This is a genomic window from Ohtaekwangia koreensis, from assembly GCF_900167975.1.
In the GTDB taxonomy this organism is placed as follows: Bacteria; Bacteroidota; Bacteroidia; order Cytophagales; family Cyclobacteriaceae; genus Ohtaekwangia; species Ohtaekwangia koreensis.
In genome coordinates, this window is sequence record NZ_FUZU01000001.1 from 840,770 (window position 1) to 860,966 (window position 20,197).

17 protein-coding genes and 1 riboswitch are annotated in these 20,197 nt (G+C 42.1%); of the genes, 11 read left to right on the forward strand and 6 right to left on the reverse strand.

All coding sequences use genetic code 11. The features are described 5' to 3' along the window. Positions 1-62: 62 nt before the first annotated feature. From B5Y40_RS03635 to B5Y40_RS03655, 4 genes are all read right to left on the reverse strand, one after another. Positions 63-1,286, reverse strand: a complete 1,224-nt coding sequence (locus tag B5Y40_RS03635) for a 7TM-DISM domain-containing protein (RefSeq protein WP_245840534.1) — start codon at positions 1,284-1,286, stop codon at positions 63-65. A 312-nt stretch (positions 1,287-1,598) separates the two neighbouring features. Next, positions 1,599-1,982, reverse strand: coding sequence for a DUF3037 domain-containing protein (locus B5Y40_RS03645; RefSeq protein WP_079685340.1), 384 nt, complete (start codon positions 1,980-1,982; stop codon positions 1,599-1,601). Beyond that, on the reverse strand, positions 1,960-2,754 hold the full coding sequence (locus B5Y40_RS03650) for a HipA family kinase (RefSeq protein WP_079685341.1): 795 nt from the start codon (positions 2,752-2,754) through the stop codon (positions 1,960-1,962). Before B5Y40_RS03650 ends, B5Y40_RS03645 begins: the two co-directional genes overlap by 23 nt. 113 nt (positions 2,755-2,867) lie before the next feature. Continuing rightward, positions 2,868-4,004 carry an aminotransferase class V-fold PLP-dependent enzyme gene (locus B5Y40_RS03655; RefSeq protein WP_079685342.1) on the reverse strand — a complete coding sequence of 379 codons (1,137 nt, stop codon included), beginning with the start codon at positions 4,002-4,004 and terminating at the stop codon, positions 2,868-2,870. A gap of 43 nt (positions 4,005-4,047) precedes the next feature. Here B5Y40_RS03655 and B5Y40_RS29510 point away from each other — a divergent pair, with 43 nt between their 5' ends. Beyond that, positions 4,048-4,203 (forward strand): hypothetical protein, encoded by a 156-nt coding sequence (locus B5Y40_RS29510; RefSeq protein WP_159453594.1) that lies wholly within the window; start codon positions 4,048-4,050, stop codon positions 4,201-4,203. 37 nt (positions 4,204-4,240) lie between these two features. Here the strand turns inward: B5Y40_RS29510 and B5Y40_RS03660 are convergent, their stop codons facing one another. Next, a complete protein-coding gene (locus B5Y40_RS03660) occupies positions 4,241-4,630 on the reverse strand; it encodes an endonuclease V (RefSeq protein ID WP_245840464.1) in 390 nt (129 codons plus the stop codon). A 222-nt stretch (positions 4,631-4,852) separates the two neighbouring features. Between B5Y40_RS03660 and B5Y40_RS03665 the strand changes: the two genes are divergently transcribed. From B5Y40_RS03665 to B5Y40_RS03705, 10 genes are all read left to right on the forward strand, one after another. Next, positions 4,853-6,550, forward strand: a complete 1,698-nt coding sequence (locus B5Y40_RS03665; RefSeq protein ID WP_079685343.1) for an AAA family ATPase — start codon at positions 4,853-4,855, stop codon at positions 6,548-6,550. Positions 6,551-6,654: 104 nt separating this feature from the next. After that, a riboswitch (cobalamin riboswitch) is annotated at positions 6,655-6,881 on the forward strand. A gap of 26 nt (positions 6,882-6,907) precedes the next feature. Beyond that, positions 6,908-7,219: a hypothetical protein gene (locus B5Y40_RS29300; protein WP_143785591.1), complete on the forward strand. Its 312-nt coding sequence runs from the start codon at positions 6,908-6,910 to the stop codon at positions 7,217-7,219. A 1-nt stretch (position 7,220) separates the two neighbouring features. Next, entirely contained in the window at positions 7,221-8,312 is a 1,092-nt protein-coding gene (locus B5Y40_RS03670; protein ID WP_079685344.1) for an iron ABC transporter permease, read from the forward strand. 1 nt (position 8,313) lies between these two features. Further along, a complete protein-coding gene (locus B5Y40_RS03675; protein ID WP_143785592.1) occupies positions 8,314-9,408 on the forward strand; it encodes an ABC transporter ATP-binding protein in 1,095 nt (364 codons plus the stop codon). Positions 9,409-9,436: 28 nt separating this feature from the next. Next, a complete protein-coding gene (locus tag B5Y40_RS03680) occupies positions 9,437-10,216 on the forward strand; it encodes a (2Fe-2S) ferredoxin domain-containing protein (protein WP_159453595.1) in 780 nt (259 codons plus the stop codon). A 45-nt stretch (positions 10,217-10,261) separates the two neighbouring features. Next, a complete protein-coding gene (locus B5Y40_RS03685) occupies positions 10,262-12,718 on the forward strand; it encodes a TonB-dependent receptor (RefSeq protein WP_079685346.1) in 2,457 nt (818 codons plus the stop codon). A 34-nt stretch (positions 12,719-12,752) separates the two neighbouring features. Next, on the forward strand, positions 12,753-13,817 hold the full coding sequence (gene cobW / locus B5Y40_RS03690; protein ID WP_079685347.1) for a cobalamin biosynthesis protein CobW: 1,065 nt from the start codon (positions 12,753-12,755) through the stop codon (positions 13,815-13,817). 32 nt (positions 13,818-13,849) lie between these two features. Continuing rightward, positions 13,850-17,608, forward strand: coding sequence for a cobaltochelatase subunit CobN (gene cobN, locus B5Y40_RS03695; protein ID WP_079685348.1), 3,759 nt, complete (start codon positions 13,850-13,852; stop codon positions 17,606-17,608). Between the two features lie 84 nt (positions 17,609-17,692). Beyond that, positions 17,693-18,331, forward strand: a complete 639-nt coding sequence (locus B5Y40_RS03700) for a hypothetical protein (RefSeq protein ID WP_079685349.1) — start codon at positions 17,693-17,695, stop codon at positions 18,329-18,331. 55 nt (positions 18,332-18,386) lie between these two features. After that, a complete protein-coding gene (locus B5Y40_RS03705) occupies positions 18,387-18,977 on the forward strand; it encodes a cob(I)yrinic acid a,c-diamide adenosyltransferase (protein WP_079685350.1) in 591 nt (196 codons plus the stop codon). 69 nt (positions 18,978-19,046) lie between these two features. Here B5Y40_RS03705 and B5Y40_RS03710 read toward each other — a convergent pair whose 3' ends face one another. Then, positions 19,047-20,192 carry an ABC transporter substrate-binding protein gene (locus B5Y40_RS03710; RefSeq protein WP_079685351.1) on the reverse strand — a complete coding sequence of 382 codons (1,146 nt, stop codon included), beginning with the start codon at positions 20,190-20,192 and terminating at the stop codon, positions 19,047-19,049. Positions 20,193-20,197 lie beyond the last annotated feature (5 nt).

A 20,197-nucleotide genomic window follows, 5' to 3' on the forward strand; every position in this document is an offset into this window, starting at 1 on the left:
TTAATTCTAAGTCAGGCTCTTTACTATTGTATCACCTGGTACTATATGTACGATATATATGTCTAAGGCTTCTTAAAGAAATCGTCATATGTGAGTACATCCGTTCTTTTAAGCTGACTTTTTAAAATGCCCAGATGGAATAGGAGCGCAATTGCCGTCAGTAAGAAGATTACCAGGTACCCCGTACTCAGAAAGATATAATTGTATCCAAACGTTGTGTTGTATGCGAGCATATCATATCCGAATATAATTACTCCCGTTAGTATACTTCCTGTTAGAAGCCATGAGCCTATATATTCCGCAAGCAGAGCCCGGATGATCAGGTAGCCACCGTATATAATAACAATTCCCGCCACCGCCAGGTAGAGCGACAGCCATTGTGAAAATATAATGACCGGTGCAAAAAGTGTATAGATAACGAACAGGCTATTCAAAGCAACAATGGTATAGGTAATAAGTGGATTACTTAATTTATCCAACAGGTGATGTAGAAAAAGCATCGCCCAGATTACGGCCAGGTATAACGTTAAGTACTCAGTCTTTACCAGGAATTGCCAATTGATGTCGGGGTAAAATACAACCACCGGATAAAGATTTGAGAAAACACAACGTACTGCCCAGGTAAGGCTAAGCAATGAAAAGAAGAGTATAACTTTCTTCTTCCTAAAAATATATACTATGAGAAAAGCGCTTCCGGCAAGGAATAGTATAATTGCTTCAATTACGTTGGTGGCCACTGCCCGTGAGAGGTGTTTAGATATACCTTCTGAAGACCCTAACTGAATAGGATCTTTACTGCCACCTTTATGGTGATGAAAATTTGAAATATGAAGAACCACGACCAGTGTATCCTTTGCGTGCGTTGAGAATGTTACGGTTTGATGAAACCATTTTGGTTTTGCTTCTTTTTCAGTTTTACCAACAGCTCCAGCGGAAGCTACTTTTATTCCATTTACCCAACATGTATAGCTATTATACATCTGCGGGATTTCAAGACCCATATTTATTATAGAGTCAGGGAGAAGTATTTTGAGGGAATACGTACCATATTCGGTGCGCTGTTTGTTTTCGGAATCATCTTTCCAGATGGCTGGAAAAAAATGACTCGTTCCCCGAACGGAGTCAATCTGTTCAGGTAAAAGCAATTCGCCTTCGTGAAATGTCCAATAGCCCGTAAGTGGTAATCGTTTTTGAAAATTCCAGTGACGTGCATCGAGCACTCCGGATTCCGCACGAATATCCGATTGTGAAATGCAATCCTTGGCAAAGCAGATACAGAGTAACACCAAGGCAATACGATTAACCCACACCATATGTGTTTAAAACAATTTAAAATGTTGAAACAAAATAGCAGTGGGAGTAACAGAAGAATCAGGAGGGATCAAGCCTCTTCTGCATACATAGTTTTAATCGTAACAAATGTATCAAAAAATGTTTCGGTTGGTTATGAAATCAACCAAATTATTAGATTTCACTCGTGTGATGTCTTACAAAGGCGATTTTTAGATCAGTTTAAGAATATTTCTATGTATAAGTTTGAACGCTTATTCGGCTTCCGATTAGGCATGCTTAATTATATAGGCATTCTGTGGATTCCTTTAAAGAACCAATTCCTTATATAGCCGTCCGAGCGTTTCAGTAGCATCGCCACACAAGCCTGGGTGTACTTTAGAGGTTTGTATAACAGTGCTCCGCGTGGCGGTGAGCCAGCGAAAACGTTCCGCCATAGATAGTTTGCCGATTGGCCCTCCCTGTGCGCCACCTTCGCATATTCTGATAAAGGAATTTATATACTCTTGAAGCTCTGCTATATCTATAGTATGGCAAAGAGCTTTCAGCCGTGCTTCATTCAACTCCAATGTTGCTTTCAGAAATTTTTGCTTCGAACAAAACAGAATGACACCAACGTTGAGGAATTCTTCACGTTCTACTCTGGGTACAACTCGAATGACAGCGTATTCAAATAAGTGACTCTCTTGCATGTTGTGCTTCTTTTACAAAAAAATCTGAATGAGCAACTCGTGTCACTAAAAATTGGACATAGGCTTGACGATGTTGATCGGTTGATTCAAAAGCAGATTCACCTGCAAGCCACTCTTCCGGAATCAAATCGACAATCGAACGGATGCGTTCATGGCTAAGTATAGGACGAAATTCTGTGTCAACGCTTTCAAGCTCCGAAGCTGATGATAGTAATACATGGTCTTTGATATTGACGAATTGTTTTTTAGGTTGATCCCAATCACTCCACGAGTGATGGAAATATAGTGCAGCACCATGATCGATAAGCCATAACGCTTTATGCCACCACAGCATATTTGTATTGCGGGCAGTACGATCTACATTCAATAACAAACTGTCCAGCCATACAATTTGTGAAGCAAGTTTGGAGTCAACCTTTGTTACAAGCGGATCAAAAGCAACGGAACCCGAGAGATAGTGTAACGCAAGATTAAGTCCTACGCTCGCTTTAAGAAGATCCTGAATCTCTTCATCACCTTCAATACGACCAAAGGCTATATCAAGATTTGCAAATACAATTTCAGGAATGTTAAGACCAAGAGCACGTGCAATTTCTCCTCCGATAAGCTCAGCAATGAGTGCCTTTTTTCCTTGCCCTGCACCACGAAATTTCAACACGTATAAAAACTGGTCGTCCGCTTCAGCAATGGCAGGCATAGAGCCCCCTTCACGCAGCGGTGTAACGTAGCGCGTTACATTAACAGTTCTAAGTTGAGGAATACTATAATTCATAAATGTGGTTCGAAAATAAATATAAATTGTGAGCAGAACGCTTTTCCATGAAATACAATTTAATCTTCTGCAAACATAGCCACTGTTCTTTTTATGGAGGCGGTGTGTGATTATTAACGGCTATTAATGATTTCGAAGAGTCGATCTATAGCAGCAGTGTCATTGTAGAGGTGAGGAGCTATTCTCATTTTTTCTCCTCTGAAACTCACATATACCTGGGCATCGGCAAGCCTTTTGCTGAGCGCAGGTATTTCAGCATAAGAGAATCCAACGCCGATCATGTGTCCCACACGTATACTTCCGGATGGTACCGTGAGTCCGTTTTGTAACGCGAGACTTTCGATTCGGGACGTCAATACAGAAATCGTTTCATGTATATTCTCAACACCCCACGACAGAATTTGAGACAGCGCTGCAATAGCCATAGATATATGTATAAAGTTCGGAAATTCACCCGCATCAAATCTTCGCGCTCCTGTTTTATATTCATCCTGGTAATCAACCAGACGTGTAAAATCTTCGCTGTTCTTTTTATTCAGCCACGAGTATTCAATTGGTTTTCCTGTAAGGCAATACTCGGGTGCCGCATATAAATAGCCTAATCCATAAGGCCCCATCAACCATTTATACCCTACGGTAACTAGAAAGTCAGGCTGTATAGTTTGAATGTTTAATGGATACGCACCAGCCGATTGACTTGCATCAATAACCAGTTTTGCATTCACGGCTTTTACTTTTTTGCTGATTACTTCAAGGTCAATAAGACTTCCATCGGTCCAATGACAATTTGGTATTGCTACAAGCCCGGTAGTCTCATTGATTTGTTCAAGGATAGCATCCGTCCAGTGTTGGTCGGCTTTCTTTTTAACGGTGATAATTTCCGCTTGCGTACTATATGAAAGCTGCCGCCAGGCATATACATTAGATGGATACTGTTGATCCAGCAATATAATTTTCTGGTCAGCACGCAAAGGTATATTTTGTGCAGCAATCGCTATTCCATAACTGGCCGATGGAATCAGTGCTATATTTTCTGTATCTGTCTGGATTATTTTGGCGAACAAGCTTCGTAATTCTTCCGCAGGATTGAACCAGTCATCGACTTTAATTTCCCATGGGTGACTCCGTTTTTCCAGCGCGTAAACGCCAGCATCATGTGCACTTTTTAGCAGAGGTGACATGGTAGCGCAATTGAGAAATGTTATTTCAGGCGGAATACTAAACAGCGACTTTTGATTCTGGATTATCATTCAGGAATTTGTTTATGAGCGTTATCAAAACTAACCATAGTGGATGATGTATCATAACGTACTCTTTAAAGAATACGTTGTTGATGACGAGGTGCTTTCGTGCAAGCTGACGGCTGATAACCGCAGTGGAAAGTATAAACGTAACTATACTTTCAAAGAACAGGAAATTGGTTCCCTGGTTATTAATTTAGAAGAGTGAGCCTGTCGGCACAACGGACTGAGTAGGTAACAAGAACTTATTCTTTTGTTAACGTATCGAGTTTTTTTAACATCGTAGGAATCCGGAAAACACCATGCATGTTTTTGATATAGCCGCAAGCAAGGTCAAGATCCATTCCCAATGTTGTTACATACAAAGGTCTGACGCTTTCTCCGCGATATACTTCGCGTTTATGGCGTGCATTGTTGGCGAAGTTTGTTTTAGCAACCCCGATCACAGGGATCTTTCGCTTTAGGAATTCATATAGATGTCCACCGAGTCCGGGTTTCCCGGTATCATCCAGAATAACATATCCATCAATTATAATCACTTCCGTTTTATCAAGGTCTGCCTTTTGCAGGATACCTGATGATACACGGTAACTCTCTTTTATAAAAAGCACCGGCTTCAACATCCAGCTCCTCACAAAAGATTTCTATTGGCATTTCATCCATCCAATCGTTGAATCCGATGCAGATAGTCTTTGCTTTTTCATTACGGTAATGCGTGTCCAACGCCAGGATCATAGTACTAAGTTTATATACCTATATTTTGAGTTACGTGCATCACGTTGAATCCCTTGCTTTCTTTTCTTGCTAATTTAATTCACTTTTGCTTTTGATCAGCACTGATTAATAAGTATTAAAGTATGAATAATAGTGTAACGTTTCCGTATGCTGCCATTGCGGCTCAATCAGAATTCAAGTTAGCCATCGAGTTGTTAATGGTAGATAAAAGTATAGGCGGACTACTCGTGCTAGGCGATAAAGGGACAGGTAAAACGACAACGGTGCGCTCATTGAGTCAGTTGATGAAGACTATAGAGCCTGATTTCAGTTTTGTAAATTTACCCATCGGTGCATCGGAAGATCGCGTGTTAGGATCCGTTGATCTTGAAAAACTGATCAACGATAAAAAGCAAGTATTGCAAAAAGGACTGTTGGCACAGGCACACCAGGGCATCCTATATATTGATGAAGTAAATCTTCTAAACGATTATCTGACAGATATATTACTCGACGCTGCTGCAACTGGCGGCTATCATTTGGAGCGCGAAGGGCTTTCAGTATGGCAGGATAGTGAATTTTGCCTGATCGGCACTATGAATCCGGAAGAAGGAGAGTTAAGGCCGCAGTTGCTTGATCGCTTTGGCTTGTGTGTTGAAGTGAGCACGCCGCATGATCTGGCGATCCGAAAAACAATCACGCAACGAAGAATAGAATTTGATCTTGCTCCCGAAAAAATACTGAAAGAATGGAGCGATGAGCAACAAGAAATTCGGCAGCGGTTACAGGAAGCAAGAAAAATGCTGCATACTATAGATATACCTGAATCCGTATTTGAGTATGCTTCCGCATTGTGTATACAACATCAGGTAGAAGGTTTGCGAGCAGACATTTTACTGGTGAAAGCTGGAAGGGCCTATGCAGCATTGTCCGGAGAAACTATGCTTTCAATACAGCATATAGATATAGTTGCGCCATTCGTTCTAAAACATCGCTCGAAGAATCAATCGCCATCTTCTAAAAATTCTAACGAGAATAATACAGGCGGTGGCAGAAACGGTGACAGCAATGGTTCTGATAAAGGTGGTAATGATCGCCCTGCGGAAAAGCAACTCGGCGCTTTGCCTGCAGACAAAGCTTTGAAATTCTTTAAAAAGAATACCATTGATGCTGTAGCGAAAGGAAAGGCCATCGAAGCAAGTGCTTTTAAGATTCAGCAACCTGCAACGAATATAGCAGCGCGAAGAATAAATATTTTTGACACGGTGAAGCATTATACAGCGCGAGGCAACTTCGAAATTGTTTATACTCCTGATAACTCCAAGGCAAAGCTTGAGGTATACTTCCTGGTGGATTCAAGTGGCTCAATGGCGAAGGATGATCAGATCCGGTATACGAAAGGTTTAATAAACTATACATTAAAGAGTAATAGGGGAAAGAAAATTTCATTTATAGGGATAGCGCTTTGCAAGGGCGAAGCCGAAATCTTTCAACCCGGCACGACAGACGGAGAAGAGTTTATACATGCGTTGGAACATTTTCCTACGGGTGGCCAAACTAACCTTACGGCCGGTTTTAATAAAGTCTATTACCATGTTCGTCAAAATATAGCGGCGAAGAGTATACAACGTCAATTATATATTTTCACAGACGGAAAGCTCAATTGCGCCATGAACTCCTCGCAAGATCCATTTGTAGAGGCTGTTGATTTTTATAAACGGTACCTGAAATCGTTACACTATACAAAGGTTGTGAACACAGAGCGAGGTTTTGTGCAGTTAAGAAAAGCACGGGAACTGGCCGATAAACTTCATGTTAAGTTCGCGGAAATCAATCCGTAACTCCTTATATAGTATAATCACAATCTGCACATAGTTTTGTAGCCCTTTCACTTCGTTGTTTTGTGATAAATATTGTCTGTCCATTTTTTTCTCAGAAATTATTATACATTTGTCGCAGTTACGGTTGCAAGTATTGATACTAGATACTTGCATTAAAAGGGAATCCGGTGAAAATCCGGAACAGTACCCGCTGCTGTAATCCTGCTGTTGATTTATTCAATGGCTGTGTTCAGGCAACAATGCCACTGTCGAAATTCTGGAGATCAGAGTAAAGATGGGAAGGCGCCTGAGCCGGGAGAGTCAGAAGACCTGCCATAGCTAACAACTTAATGCTTTCGGGTGAAAGGCAATAGTAGCATGGAAAGACTATATCATCACAGCACTACTGTACCTTCAGTGTGCCTGTTTACAGGCATCATCATTCTTGCATGGCTCTATGCATGCATGCCTCAGCGCAAAGAAAATGCGTTAACGGAAATTCTGTATAATCGATTTTCATCCAACCTTACCGTTGGTTTTGCAATCGGATTCGATCTAATATACCTTCATTCCTATAAAATCCTTCACGTTTTACCGAGACCCCAAAACGCATCCAGAGTATATGATTATTTAGAACCAGGGATCACTTCGTCAGACTATAGACTCTTCTGTTACCAAAAGACGCAATAGTATGGCAGAGATCACTAAATCTATACCCTTCGATGACCTTGAGCTTCCTGCTTTAACCCCAAAGTTTTCGTGGATAGTCGCGATGATTTTTTCTGTATTGTTTTTCCTGGTGCTTGATCTGGTCCTCGGCTCAGTAACTATACCCGTTACTGAAGTTATAAAGATATTAACCGGCCAGGGTTCTGAAAATATAGCATGGCTTACGATCGTGCAGAACATACGGATACCGAAAGCGCTCACCGCTATACTTGCAGGATCAGCGCTATCCGTAAGCGGATTGCAGATGCAAACGCTTTTTAGAAACCCGTTGGCAGGACCATCTGTACTCGGTGTTACATCGGGCGCGAGTTTCGGTGTCGCTATATTAATGCTGGGCACAGGGCACGTAACCAGCAACGTTGCCATTCGTCAGCTTGGTATAGGAGGGAGCTGGTTAATTATATTGGCTGCAGCCATAGGTTCCGCCATTGTACTGTTGATGGTCATCGGACTATCATTACGCATCCGGGATAATGTTATACTTCTGATTGTCGGACTAATGTTATCGAATCTCATTATCGCGGTTGTAAGTATATGGCAGTACTTCAGTGAGCCCGAACAAATTCAGGATTACCTCATGTGGACTTTCGGAAGTCTGGGAGGTGTGTCGAGTGCACAATTAAATATACTATCCATCGTGATTCTGATGGGTATAGCACTTGCCTTTATATCTTCTAAATTTTTGAATCTTTTATTGCTGGGTGAAAGCTATGCCGCCAGCATGGGATTGAACTTAAAGGTGGTGAAGATACTCATCATCATTTCGACAAGCCTTCTGGCCGGAGCGATCACAGGTTTTTGTGGGCCGATCGGATTTATAGGTATAGCAGTGCCGCACCTCTGCAGAGCAGTTTTAAATACTTCCGATCATCGCGTGTTGGTTCCTTCCTGTTGCCTTTTGGGAGCCACGATCATGTTGGTGTGTGATATTGTGGCACAGTTACCTGGGCATCATTCAGTATTGCCGATTAATGCTGTCACGGCAATCATTGGCTCGCCTGTCGTGATGTGGGTAATTCTGAAACAGAAGAATATACGATCCTCTTTCAGCTAAGATGTATACGGAAAATACGATATCCTATACTTCGGTGATGCGCAATGCATCTGTAAAGGATGCACCTGATATACTCCGTGCGCAGAATCTTTCAATAGGTTATAAAGCTAAAGGGAAAGTCACGCCCGTAGGCAGTGCGTTGGAGTTCACTTTGAAGCCCGGACAATTTGTTTGTCTCTTAGGGTCTAACGGTGCTGGCAAGAGTACACTCATTCGAACATTGGCGGGTATTCAAAATCCCCTGGAGGGAAAGGTATATATAGGAGGTGTTGATATCAATACCATCCAGAAAGCAACGCTGGCGCAAAAACTTAGTCTTGTATTAGCGGAGAATGTGCAAGCCGGTAACCTGAATGTATATACTGTGTTGACGCTGGGGCGATATCCGTATGCTGATTGGTTTGGGACGCTTCGTAAACACGATAAAGTAATTATTAAGGAAGCCATTCGTGCAACCGGTATCGAAAAATACCTCGACAAGCAGATTCATCAGTTAAGTGATGGTGAGCGACAGAAAGTAATGATCACGCGTGCGCTGATACAAGATACACCGCTGATTATACTGGATGAACCAACGGCACACTTGGACCTGCCTAATCGTGTGGAAATAATACGCCTATTACGAAGAATGGCGCGTCAAACTAAAAAAGCAATTTTGCTTTCTACACATGAGCTTGATCTGGCGCTACAAACTGCCGATAGAATATGGCTCATGATGCCAAATCAATCTTTGATAACGGGAACACCTGAAGACTTGATTCTCAATGGGACATTTGAAAAAGCATTTCGTAAAAGTGGCTTTGATTTTTGTCGCGAGACAGGAACGTTCAAAGTAAATACTCTCGAGGATAACAAGAGAATACAACTCAAAGGTGACGGCACACTATATTTCTGGACACACAGAGCATTGGAACGCGAGGGGTTTTATATAACAGAATCGTCTGCGACTATACTATATATTCAAGAGCACCACGATGATTATTGCTGGATGTTTGAATCCGAGGGTAATGCTATTCGATTCAATACCATCGAAAATGTTATTGAATATTTAAGAGATAGATTTCTTCACCAGGAGAATGCCGTTGAAAAAGTATGATTATAATTTGCTAACGCATATACTATACATGGGAAAAGACCTGACAAAAGTTACCAATACAGTTTTTATATGCAATGGCTCCACGTGTAAAAAGAATGGTGCTGAAGAAAGTGTGCGTGAGCTGCGTTGTGCTATAAAAATGGCAGGCTTGCACGAGATTACGCATACGGTAAAAACACTTTGTCTCGGACAATGTGAAAATGCTCCCGTATTGTTTGTGGATCCGCAAGGTTCATGGTATAAACGAATGACAACCGAGACGATGGGCGAGTTTGTTAACATCAAACTCAAACAAAAAGGGGATCTCGATTATAATCTTCTGTTCAGCAAAGGCTGGACAAAGATGTTTCCTGTACGTGATATCGAACCGAAAACGCGCCAAGAATTTTCTGTTCATCAAGATGAAAGTATAGGTGAGATTTACGGGGCTGCTATTTACCCTTGGGAACACAACGTCTATCCGTTGTTGAAAGAGATTTTTCAGGTATACCGTTCGCAGCTTACTATATATCATTATGACCAATTGTTACGCTCTGAGGAATTCAGTATCTACTATGCGGACGGAAAAGCTACAGTTGCCGGTAATAATGATGCTGAGAAGATCGAAGTAATTATGGCTGCGGCCAGAGAGTCTGAGTTTTTTCTTTTGAAAGTAAGCAGGATTAAGATGTATCAGCGAAGTAGCGAGAGTACACGTGGTCTGTACATAGCGAATTCCAGGAATGGAGTCTTTCTAAATATTGAATGGAATGGTGAAGGCAACTTCTGGAATCATGTAGTTGACAACTATATTAACATAAGCGGTTAACAGTTGGAAGTATAAAATAGAATTATTAATCAGTTAATTATATATATGATATTTTTTTATCGCGCTATCTACTGGTCACTTTTTATAACGGTAGGAATGCCTGGTTTGATTTTAGCACAGCATAATTTAGTTGTAAAAGGCATTGTGAAGGATGAGTCGGGCAATCCCTTGCCGGTGGTAAATATAGTGCAGAAAGGTATTGCAACTGGAACGACATCAAATGATGCAGGATACTATACGATGAGTATATCAGCGCATGGTGCTGTTCTGGTATTTTCGCATCAAGGCTATAAAAGCCAGGAAGTAAGCGTGGCTGCCGGTGGCACTATAGATATAACAATGATAGCCGGTCTTGAGCAACTCAGCGAAGTTGTCATTACCGCTACACGCGCTGACAGATTTATTGAGAGTGTTCCGCAGAAAATCAAAGTGATCGGGAGAGAGGATATTGATAAAACGGTTGCTACAGATCTTACCGACTTGTTAAAGAAAACTGCTGGCGTAGATGTAATTCAATATCCGGGTTTGTTATCCGGTATAGGGATCAGAGGATTTCGTCCCCAGTTTTCCGGAATCAATCAGCGTACGCTTCTATTGATTGATGGTCGTCCGGCCGGAGCAACCAACCTTGCTACGATCGATATGAATAATGTCGAGCGCATAGAAGTATTGAAAGGTCCTGCATCTGCACTCTATGGTTCGCAAGCGATGGGAGGTGTAGTCAATATTATCACAAAGAAAACAAATGGCGAATTGAAAGGAAGAGCCTTCGCAGGTATAGGAAGTTTTGGAATTACGCAAGGCGGATTTTCTTTGGGAGGCAATATTATCAGTAAACTTGATTTTGATGCCAGCTTCAACAGCTATAGTCAATCAAAGGATTTTAAGCTCGGAAGGAATAATCTTTTAAGGGACGCCTTTGACTTGAAACATGCCAATCGCATCCTGTGGACAGAAACCGGTAAACAAGATATAGCTGTAGAGGATACCCGTGGTGATGGCGATACACGACCGAATACAAGCTATAGCAACTACACTGCATCTGCACGATTGGGATATACTATAAATGACAAATGGCGGATAGACGCAAAAGGCGATCGGTTCTATGCGAAGAATGTAAATACACCGGGAGATATAGAGGACGGAAGCCTTAGTCCAGGAATGAAAGATATAGACCGGTATAGCAGTGATGTTATTGCTAAAGGGAAGGTTACGAGTACAACGGAAATGACCGCGAAGTTCTTTACTGCAAGAGAGCAAGTTACCAATTACAACGTATCCGTTAATGACAGCACTACGGTTCGATCAGAATATATAAGCGCACATAATCAGTTGACGTGGATCGGAGGACAATGGATGGCGCGTCAGCAGATTAAGGACCATTTTGTAACCATAGGGGTGGATTATACACGCGTTGAACAAGAGAATCTCTCCTATAACGATTTGGGTATAGCAAGGAATGTATCTGCGCGTAGTCCGAATTTCGATCAGGCAAACACCGGTGCTTATGCGCAGGGTGAATTGAATTTTGCAGATAATCGCCTGAATGTGACCGCCGGTGTGCGGTACGAGAATATACAATATGACGTGATTGGTACAAATCTTTTCGCGGCCAGGTCTAAAGCGAGCAATGTTGTAAATCCAAGTGCGGGTGTCAACTATACTATACTTCCGAATGTTTCTTTACATGCAACGTTTGGAACAGGTTTTACTACTGTAAGTGTTTTTGAAATAGCCGGGTATAGCGAAACGAAAGTGGACAAGAATAAAAAAGATGGCGTTGATACGGTAGATGTTTGGATTGGCAATGCAGATCTGAAGAATCAACAAAGTGCCACGGTGGATGCCGGTATCCGGTATATAAATAACAAGTCTGGCATCACGGCAGATGTTACATATTTCCATACCAATTTCGAAAACAATGTAATATCGAGTATTACGCAGTATCCAGCGCAAGTAGCGGAATCAGGTGCAGCGATACGAAACAGGAATTCTTATACGAATGCCAAAGGAACAGCGCTTACGGGTATTGAATTCGATCTTTCGTATGACCTTGGTATTGCAATGGAAAAAAGCCACTCTTTGAAATTATTTGCCAGTGGTGTATATATATTGAAGGCAGAGGAGATTCGTGAAATATACCTTCAGCCCTCGCCGCTTACATTAGCAATGCATAACGTAGCTGATTTCACACTCAATTATGGAGTGAGTTATGATAACTTGAAATGGTTATCAACACGATTCTCAGGAAGGTATGTTGGCAGAAGATACGATACCGACTGGTCGTATTACCTGAGCGCTGACAATGCATACGGTGCTGGTAACTATGCAGACATTCAATACCCCGCCTTTATGGTGCTGGATTGGTCCGTAAGCGTTAAGAAGAAAAATAGTGAGGTAGCCCTGATGATCGGAAACCTCACCGATGAAAACTATTATGAGAAACGCGGTTACAACATGATGGGCAGAAACTATATGCTGAAGTATATACTGCATTTTTAATTCACATAAACTATACATCTTAACGATACGCTTTATGAATAAAAAACTTCCAATCACAATCATTACCGGATTTCTTGGATCCGGAAAGACTACACTGCTACATCATATATTGAAAAATCCGGAAGGAAAACGGATTGCTGTAATTGTAAATGAATTTGGCGAAGTTGGTGTCGATGGAGAGTTATTGAAATCATCGGATTGTGGATGTGCAGAGGAAGATATACTCGAGCTTACCAACGGTTGCCTGTGTTGTACCGTGCAGGAAGAATTTTTACCCGTGATGCTTCGGCTTATGGAGCGTAAAGATCAGTTGGATCATATCGTTATTGAGACCTCCGGACTTGCGCTGCCTAAGCCATTGATCCGCGCAGTTAACTGGCCTGATTTGAAAGCGCATGTAACGGTAGATGCCGTGATCACGGTCGTGGATGCTGTAGGGCAAGCAACCGGTGAAATATGTGATCGTGAAAAAGTGCAGGCACAACGCGAGGCCGATGATTCACTTGATCATGAGACACCAATCGAAGAGCTCTTCGAAGATCAACTTAATTGTGCCGACCTGGTGATCATCTCCAAGCGTGACCTGGTAGCAGAGAGTACATATGAGGGTATTCGGGAAATCATCAGGAAGAATTTGCGCAACGATACGATAAAAATCATTCCTGCTGCGAAAGGTATAGTAGATACAAATATACTATTGGGTGTCCTTGCGGCTTCTGAAGATGATCTGGATTCACGATACTCGCATCACGAAGCAGAACATGCCCTCGGTGTAGATCATGAACATGATGATGGTTTTACTTCGCTGGTAATAACGATACAGCAGGCGCATACACCTGAGCAATTGGAGACAGCGCTTTTGCAATTGATCCGGGAGTTTGAAATATACCGTATTAAAGGATTCATTAACGTTCACGGTAAATCTATGCGTATGATCATTCAGGGGGTGGGCGATCGCTTTGAAAAACACTTCGACAGACATTGGCGACCTGATGAAGCGCGCGCTACGAAACTTGTTGTGATTGGACATGAGTTGTCGGAGGATGCTGTAAATGCAACGGTGGAGCGATTTCTAAATCAATCCGTAACCGCTCTGTAGAATTTATAAGCGTATAACTTTAACCTGAAACAATGCACCTCATATCTGCTATTCCCGGAGGATGGAGTCCGAATCAGGACGGGGTGGTATATGTGGATCAAAGTCCGGGTGATATTATATTCCTGTCTGCCAGCGATACCGAACTCGCGGCATTTTCCGAAGCCTATAAAAAGATATACATACAGAATTCCGCAATTCCATCTATACGATTATCCAACCTCGCGAATTTCAGGCAGGAGCTTACGATTGATACCTATAGCGAGGAAGTATTGGCAAAAGCAAAGCTGATCGTGGTGCGTATCCTTGGTGGAAAAAGTTACTTCGGATATCTTGTAGAGCAGATTATAACTATAAATAGAGATCACAAGGTTCCTGTTATTTTCCTTCCGGGACATGATTCTATGGATCCTGAACTTATACAATGTTCCTCCATTGATACAACGTTCTTTCATCAGCTTTGGAAATATTTTCTAGTGATAGATGTGAAAAATAGTAGTTCCGTATTGAAACTATTGTTTAATAAGTTCTTTAATTTAAATTTTGCAGTAGACGAACCGTTGTCTGCCCCGGAGATTTTTATATTCCATCCTGCTGATGGTATAATTAATACAGAGCACGAAACTGCGAAAGAAGCTGAGGCTGTCATCATCGTGTACCGTGCCCATTATCTTTCCAATAACCTCGGGCCAGTTCTTCAGCTTGTATATGAATTGAAAGAACGAAATATAGCGTCTGTTATAGTCTTTGTTACCAGCTTGCGTGAAATATACCAGGTGAATGAATTGTTTTCAGTGTTGGATGCATTGAAGAAAAACAGACTTGGTGTAATCATCAAGACGACAGGCTTTTCAATCAAGCAATTTCAGGAAGTGGATTCCTCAGACTTTATCTATGCAAGGATAAATGTACCGGTGATCCAGGCGATTCATGCAGCATCAACTTATCAGGCATGGAAGGAGGGAAGCTTTGGTCTCTCACCAACCGATATCGCGATGAATGTAGCATTGCCTGAACTGGATGGCAGAATCATTACCAAGCCTATATCTTTTAAAAAAGCAAACGATAAGGATGTCTTAACGGACTCAAGTACGGTATATTATAATGCTTATATACCGGGCTGCAAGTTTGTCGCCCGGTTTGCGAGTAATTGGATTACACTGCAGCAAAAGAAAAACGCGGAAAAGAAAATAGCGCTCATTCTACCAAACTATCCCAACAAAGACAGTCGGCTTGCTAATGGTGTGGGGTTGGATACTCCACAAAGTACCATTGAAATTGTAAAGGCGTTATATGGCGAAGGGTACAGTATCGGTGATGCATTCCCTCAGGATGCGGAAGAGCTTATGCAGGTGATCGGTTCGCGCATTACCAATGAACTCGGTTCACGCTATACGAGACCTTACCAGGTTTCGCTTTCGCTTGATTCTTTTAACCAGTTCTATAACCAGCTATCAGAAGAATTGCGGATAAAGATTGCGAGTCAGTGGGGCGATGTAACAGATGATCCATATTTCGATGGCGAGGGCTTTGCTATACCGGGTATATATTCTGGAAATGTATTTGTTAGTATACAACCTTCGCGCGGATATCATATCGATGTTCATAACGCATATCATTCACCCGATCTGCCGCCACCGTATTATTACTTTGCTTTTTACTGGTGGACACAATGTATATTCAAATCGGATGCAATTGTACACATCGGGAAACACGGAAACCTTGAATGGCTTCCCGGGAAAAGCCTGGCGCTTAGCGACACCAGTTGTTTTCCGGCTGCTGTATTCGGAGCTATACCTCAGTTTTATCCATTCATTATAAATGACCCGGGTGAAGGTTCGCAGGCCAAGAGGCGTACACAGACAGTGATTATCGATCATCTTATTCCACCCATGACACGTGCTGAAACCTACGGTGTGCTCATGCAGCTTGAGAATTTAATTGATGAATATTACGAAGCGGTTCATGCCGATGTAAAGCGCGCTGCTATACTTCGGAGTAATATTGAAAAACTTGTGAACGAACACCAGTTAAAAAAAGATCTTGAAATTGATTCTGATAACCTGGACGAGTTACTGGTAAAGCTTGATGGGTATTTATGTGAAATCAAAGAAGCGCAAATTCGGGATGGCCTTCATATTTTCGGAAGGGTCCCGGAAGGTAATCAACTACTGGACTTGATCATCGCGCTACACCGTCTTCCTTCGGCTAATCGTATTGGAATTACCCAGGCTTTGGCCAGAGATATAGGTATAGGAATCGATCCGTTGCAAGTTGAATACGCCACTCCGTTTAATCAATCAATCTTTAATATCGCGTGTCGCACGAATGGCGATGTAGTAGAGGCACTGGAAGTAAAGGCCAAGGAATTATTGTCGCTCAGCCTTGAGTTATACAATAATAATAGTATACAAGATGATACCATCGTGTCGCAGTTTCCGCAGACATTTGCTGTGATTGACTATATTTTGAGTGATACACTTAAAAAGCTACAGGCTACTACGTATGAAATTGATCATTTGCTAAACGGGCTATCCGGTAAATATATACCTGCTGGCGGATCAGGCGCTCCAACCCGCGGTCGTCTGGACATTCTTCCTACCGGGAAAAACTTTTATTCTATTGACGTGCGCACGATTCCAACGGAAGCAGCATACCAGGTGGGAGCGAAAAGCGTAGCGGCATTGGTGCAACGGTATATGCAGGAACATGGTGAGTATCCCGAAAGTATAGCATTATCGGTATGGGGAACTTCTACTATGCGAACGGGGGGTGATGATATAGCGCAAGCTATGGCGCTGATGGGCGTAAGACCTGTCTGGCAGAATGTAAACAGGCGTGTCACTGATTTTCAGGTGATTCCTCTTTTTCAATTGGGCAGACCTCGCATTGATGTTATGCTTCGTATCTCCGGATTTTTCAGAGATGCATTTCCGGATATAATTTCATTATACAATGCCGTGGTAGAAAAGATAGCTTCACTGGACGAAACAGACGAAGAGAATTTTATTCGAAAGCGAATCAGAAAAGATCGCGAGCAATGGTTAGCACAGGGATATACCTCTGAACAGGCGCAACAGATGGCATCGTTTCGTGTATTCGGATCGAAGCCCGGTGCTTATGGTGCCGGGTTGCAGGCGCTAATTGATGAGCAGGCGTGGGATAGTAAAGGGGATCTGGCTGAAGCATATATAGCCTGGAGCAGTTATGCGTATGGTAAACAGGCACGCGGTGTTTCAGCTACACATACATTCAGAAATCAATTGGCGCATATACAGGCCGTTGTACAGAACCAGGACAATCGTGAGCATGATATACTGGACTCTGATGATTATTACCAGTTTCAGGGTGGACTAGCCAACGCTGTGCAGCAAGAACGTGGCGAACAGCCGGCTATATACTTTGGCGATCATGCCCGTCCGGATAACCCAAAGATAAAATCACTGAAACAAGAGTTGTTGAAAGTATTCAGGTCACGCGTTATAAATCCAAAATGGATTGAAGGTGTGAAGCGTCATGGCTATAAAGGAGCTTTCGAAATGGCTGCTACGCTCGACTATATGTTTGCGTACGATGCCACTACCGACCTCGTAGAGGATTTTATGTATGAAGAGATCGCTCAAGCATATCTGTTTAATGAAGATACCCGCGCTTTCATTGAGAAGGCAAATCCCCTGGCATTGCGCGACATGAGTGAGCGCTTGCTCGAAGCTATACAACGTGGTATGTGGCAAACTCCATCCGAGAATACCGTTCGCAAGCTCCGTGATATATACATTATCATGGAAGAGTAATTAAAGCTAGAGCGAAGTGATAAACTGAATAATAAAATAAGGTTAATGGAAGAGTAATGAGACGTGATAATAAATATAGTATAGATGATTAACTACCTGCTTATTGATTCGTTGTTATTAGGTGTGCAGCATTCTTTTGAGCCTGATCACATGGCCGCTGTTTCAGTTTTGGCGAGTGAACAAAATAAAAGTGCACTCCAGCGGTGGAAGCTGATCTGGCGATCATCGCACTGGGCACTTGGACATTCGCTTAGTCTGATACTCTTTGCAGTACTTGTTCTTTTGTTGAAATCTACTATATCCCTTGAAGTTGCCAGTAAAGTTGAATGGTTAATCGGCCCCTTAATGATCTGGCTCGGAATAGTAGCAATCCACAGAAACTTCAGGCACGCAACGATAGCTCCCAAGCCTATAGCTCCCAGGTTCAGCCGATCGTTCTGGGTGGGAATGATTCATGGCCTTGCAGGTACCGGAGGCGCTTGCACGGTTGCACTAACCCTCGCAGCAAAAGATTCTTCCACAGCAGTATGGATCATTATTTTGCAAAGTATAGGAGTCATTTTCTCTATGTCAGCCTATGGATACTTTTTTACGTTCTCGCTGAATAAGTTTGCATCAGAAAGCGCATCTGTTCTGAAGATCATTAATTTACTAGTAGGTGTCTTTTCGATCACCATTGGGATTATTACTATATATAACTCCCTGGAATTTGTTTTCACCTGAAAGTATACTTGACTATCAATAAGATTTACGATTATCCATAACGATTAATAACACAATGAAAATCTACACACGAAAAGGCGATCACGGACAAACCGGAGTATTCGGTGGAAAACGAGAGAGTAAAGACAGTGCACGTATTGAATGCAACGGTGCTATAGATGAAGCTAATTCAACGTTAGGATTGTTGCGCTCCAAACTCGAGCCATCACATGACTGGCAAGCGAATCTGCACAAGATTCAGAAAGACCTGATGGACATGATGTCACACCTTGCACGTCCATCGGATTCAAGTAAAGTAAATACAAATCCGAAGCCTGTTGATGGCGCTTCGTTTTGTGAAGCGTGGATCGATCAACTTGAGGGCGAGATGACTGAGCCATCCGATTATTTTTTACTACCGGGTGGGAATGAAATCTCTGCGTTGTGTCATGTTGTGCGAACGCAAATCAGGCGTGCCGAGCGTAGACTGGTAACGTTAAGCAAAGAAGATCCCGCTTGCGTGGAAGAATATATAGCATCCTATATTAATCGCTTGTCAGATTTGTTCTTTACACTTTCACGGGCAGAAATGGCCTCCAAAGGAATTGAAGAAGAACGCTGGCAATTATTCTTGTATAAGCGTAAACGAAAAGAGGAGCAGGTATAATCAGGAGTCTCTTTAACTAAATGCAGATGAATTTATCAGATAGATTTGCTTGAGCCAAACGGAGATATCTTATTTAAAGTATACTGGTGTATGATCCGGAAAAAGTTCCGGATGAAAAATTCTTCCGAGATCCTTTAAGATAACCTGTGGTTCTACAAATCCTTGCTCCCAGTAATTGTTTTTACCAAAAGCATTTACCATGGCGTTATTCATATAGAAATTATTATTGCGGATACTTTTGAAAGACCTGATCTCAGGCATTTCGTTTAGTACCTGCTCGCGTTCTTTGAAAATCATTTGAATGTTTATGAAGTAATCAGCCTCGAGTCCCTTGCTGAGCAACTGTTCATAGTTGAGTTTGATGTTGCCGGAGGTAGAATCATCTTTCCAGATATAGTCTGCCCCGGCATCTTTCAGAAGTTGTGCAAAGTAGCTTTTTCCGCCTGGCGCTACCCACACTCCCTTGCTGAAATATCCGGCTACAACGGTAGGCTTATGCGCGGCAGATCGCGTCAACTGTGATGTATGCAGATAAGAAGATTCAATAGCCGTAAAGAGTGAATCAGCATATTGCCGTTTATCAAAGAACAATGCAAAAAACTTGATCCACTCAAGGCGACCCAAAGGATGGGTTTCAAAATGTGCAGGTATAGCGATGGTTCTTAATGCAAGATTCTCCAGTTGTCCGGCATTCCTGCCCGACATACTACTAACGGATTCAAAGATTGCATCAGGATGAATATTTACCAGTAACTCCAGGTTGAGTTGATCATAATTACCAACCTCATGAATTTGCCCGGACCTTACTTTATCAAGTATAGCTGGATTATATACACTCTTGTAATCTTCAAGTCCAATGATCTTGTCGGTTTCTTGCAGACTATTAATAAGGCAAATGTGAGGGGAAGCGAGACAGACCACCTTTTCAAGAGGTACTTCTATATTGGATGCGGTTATACTGGATTTTTCCTGTATACTATCTTTCTTATGAAATATATACTGCTGCTCCTGGCCTGCTTCTAATTTTACCGTTGCTGCAATTTCGTTGCCATTGGTTTCTACAACAAACCTTTCTGCGTAACGAATATTGATTTCAGAGTGGGATTTATCGGTCTCGTCTTGTGGTTTATTACAGCTGATACTTGTTAACAGGATTGCAAGGATATAAAATGCTTTTACGTTGTTCGATGCAATGAATTTTATATGTCGTTTCATAAGAT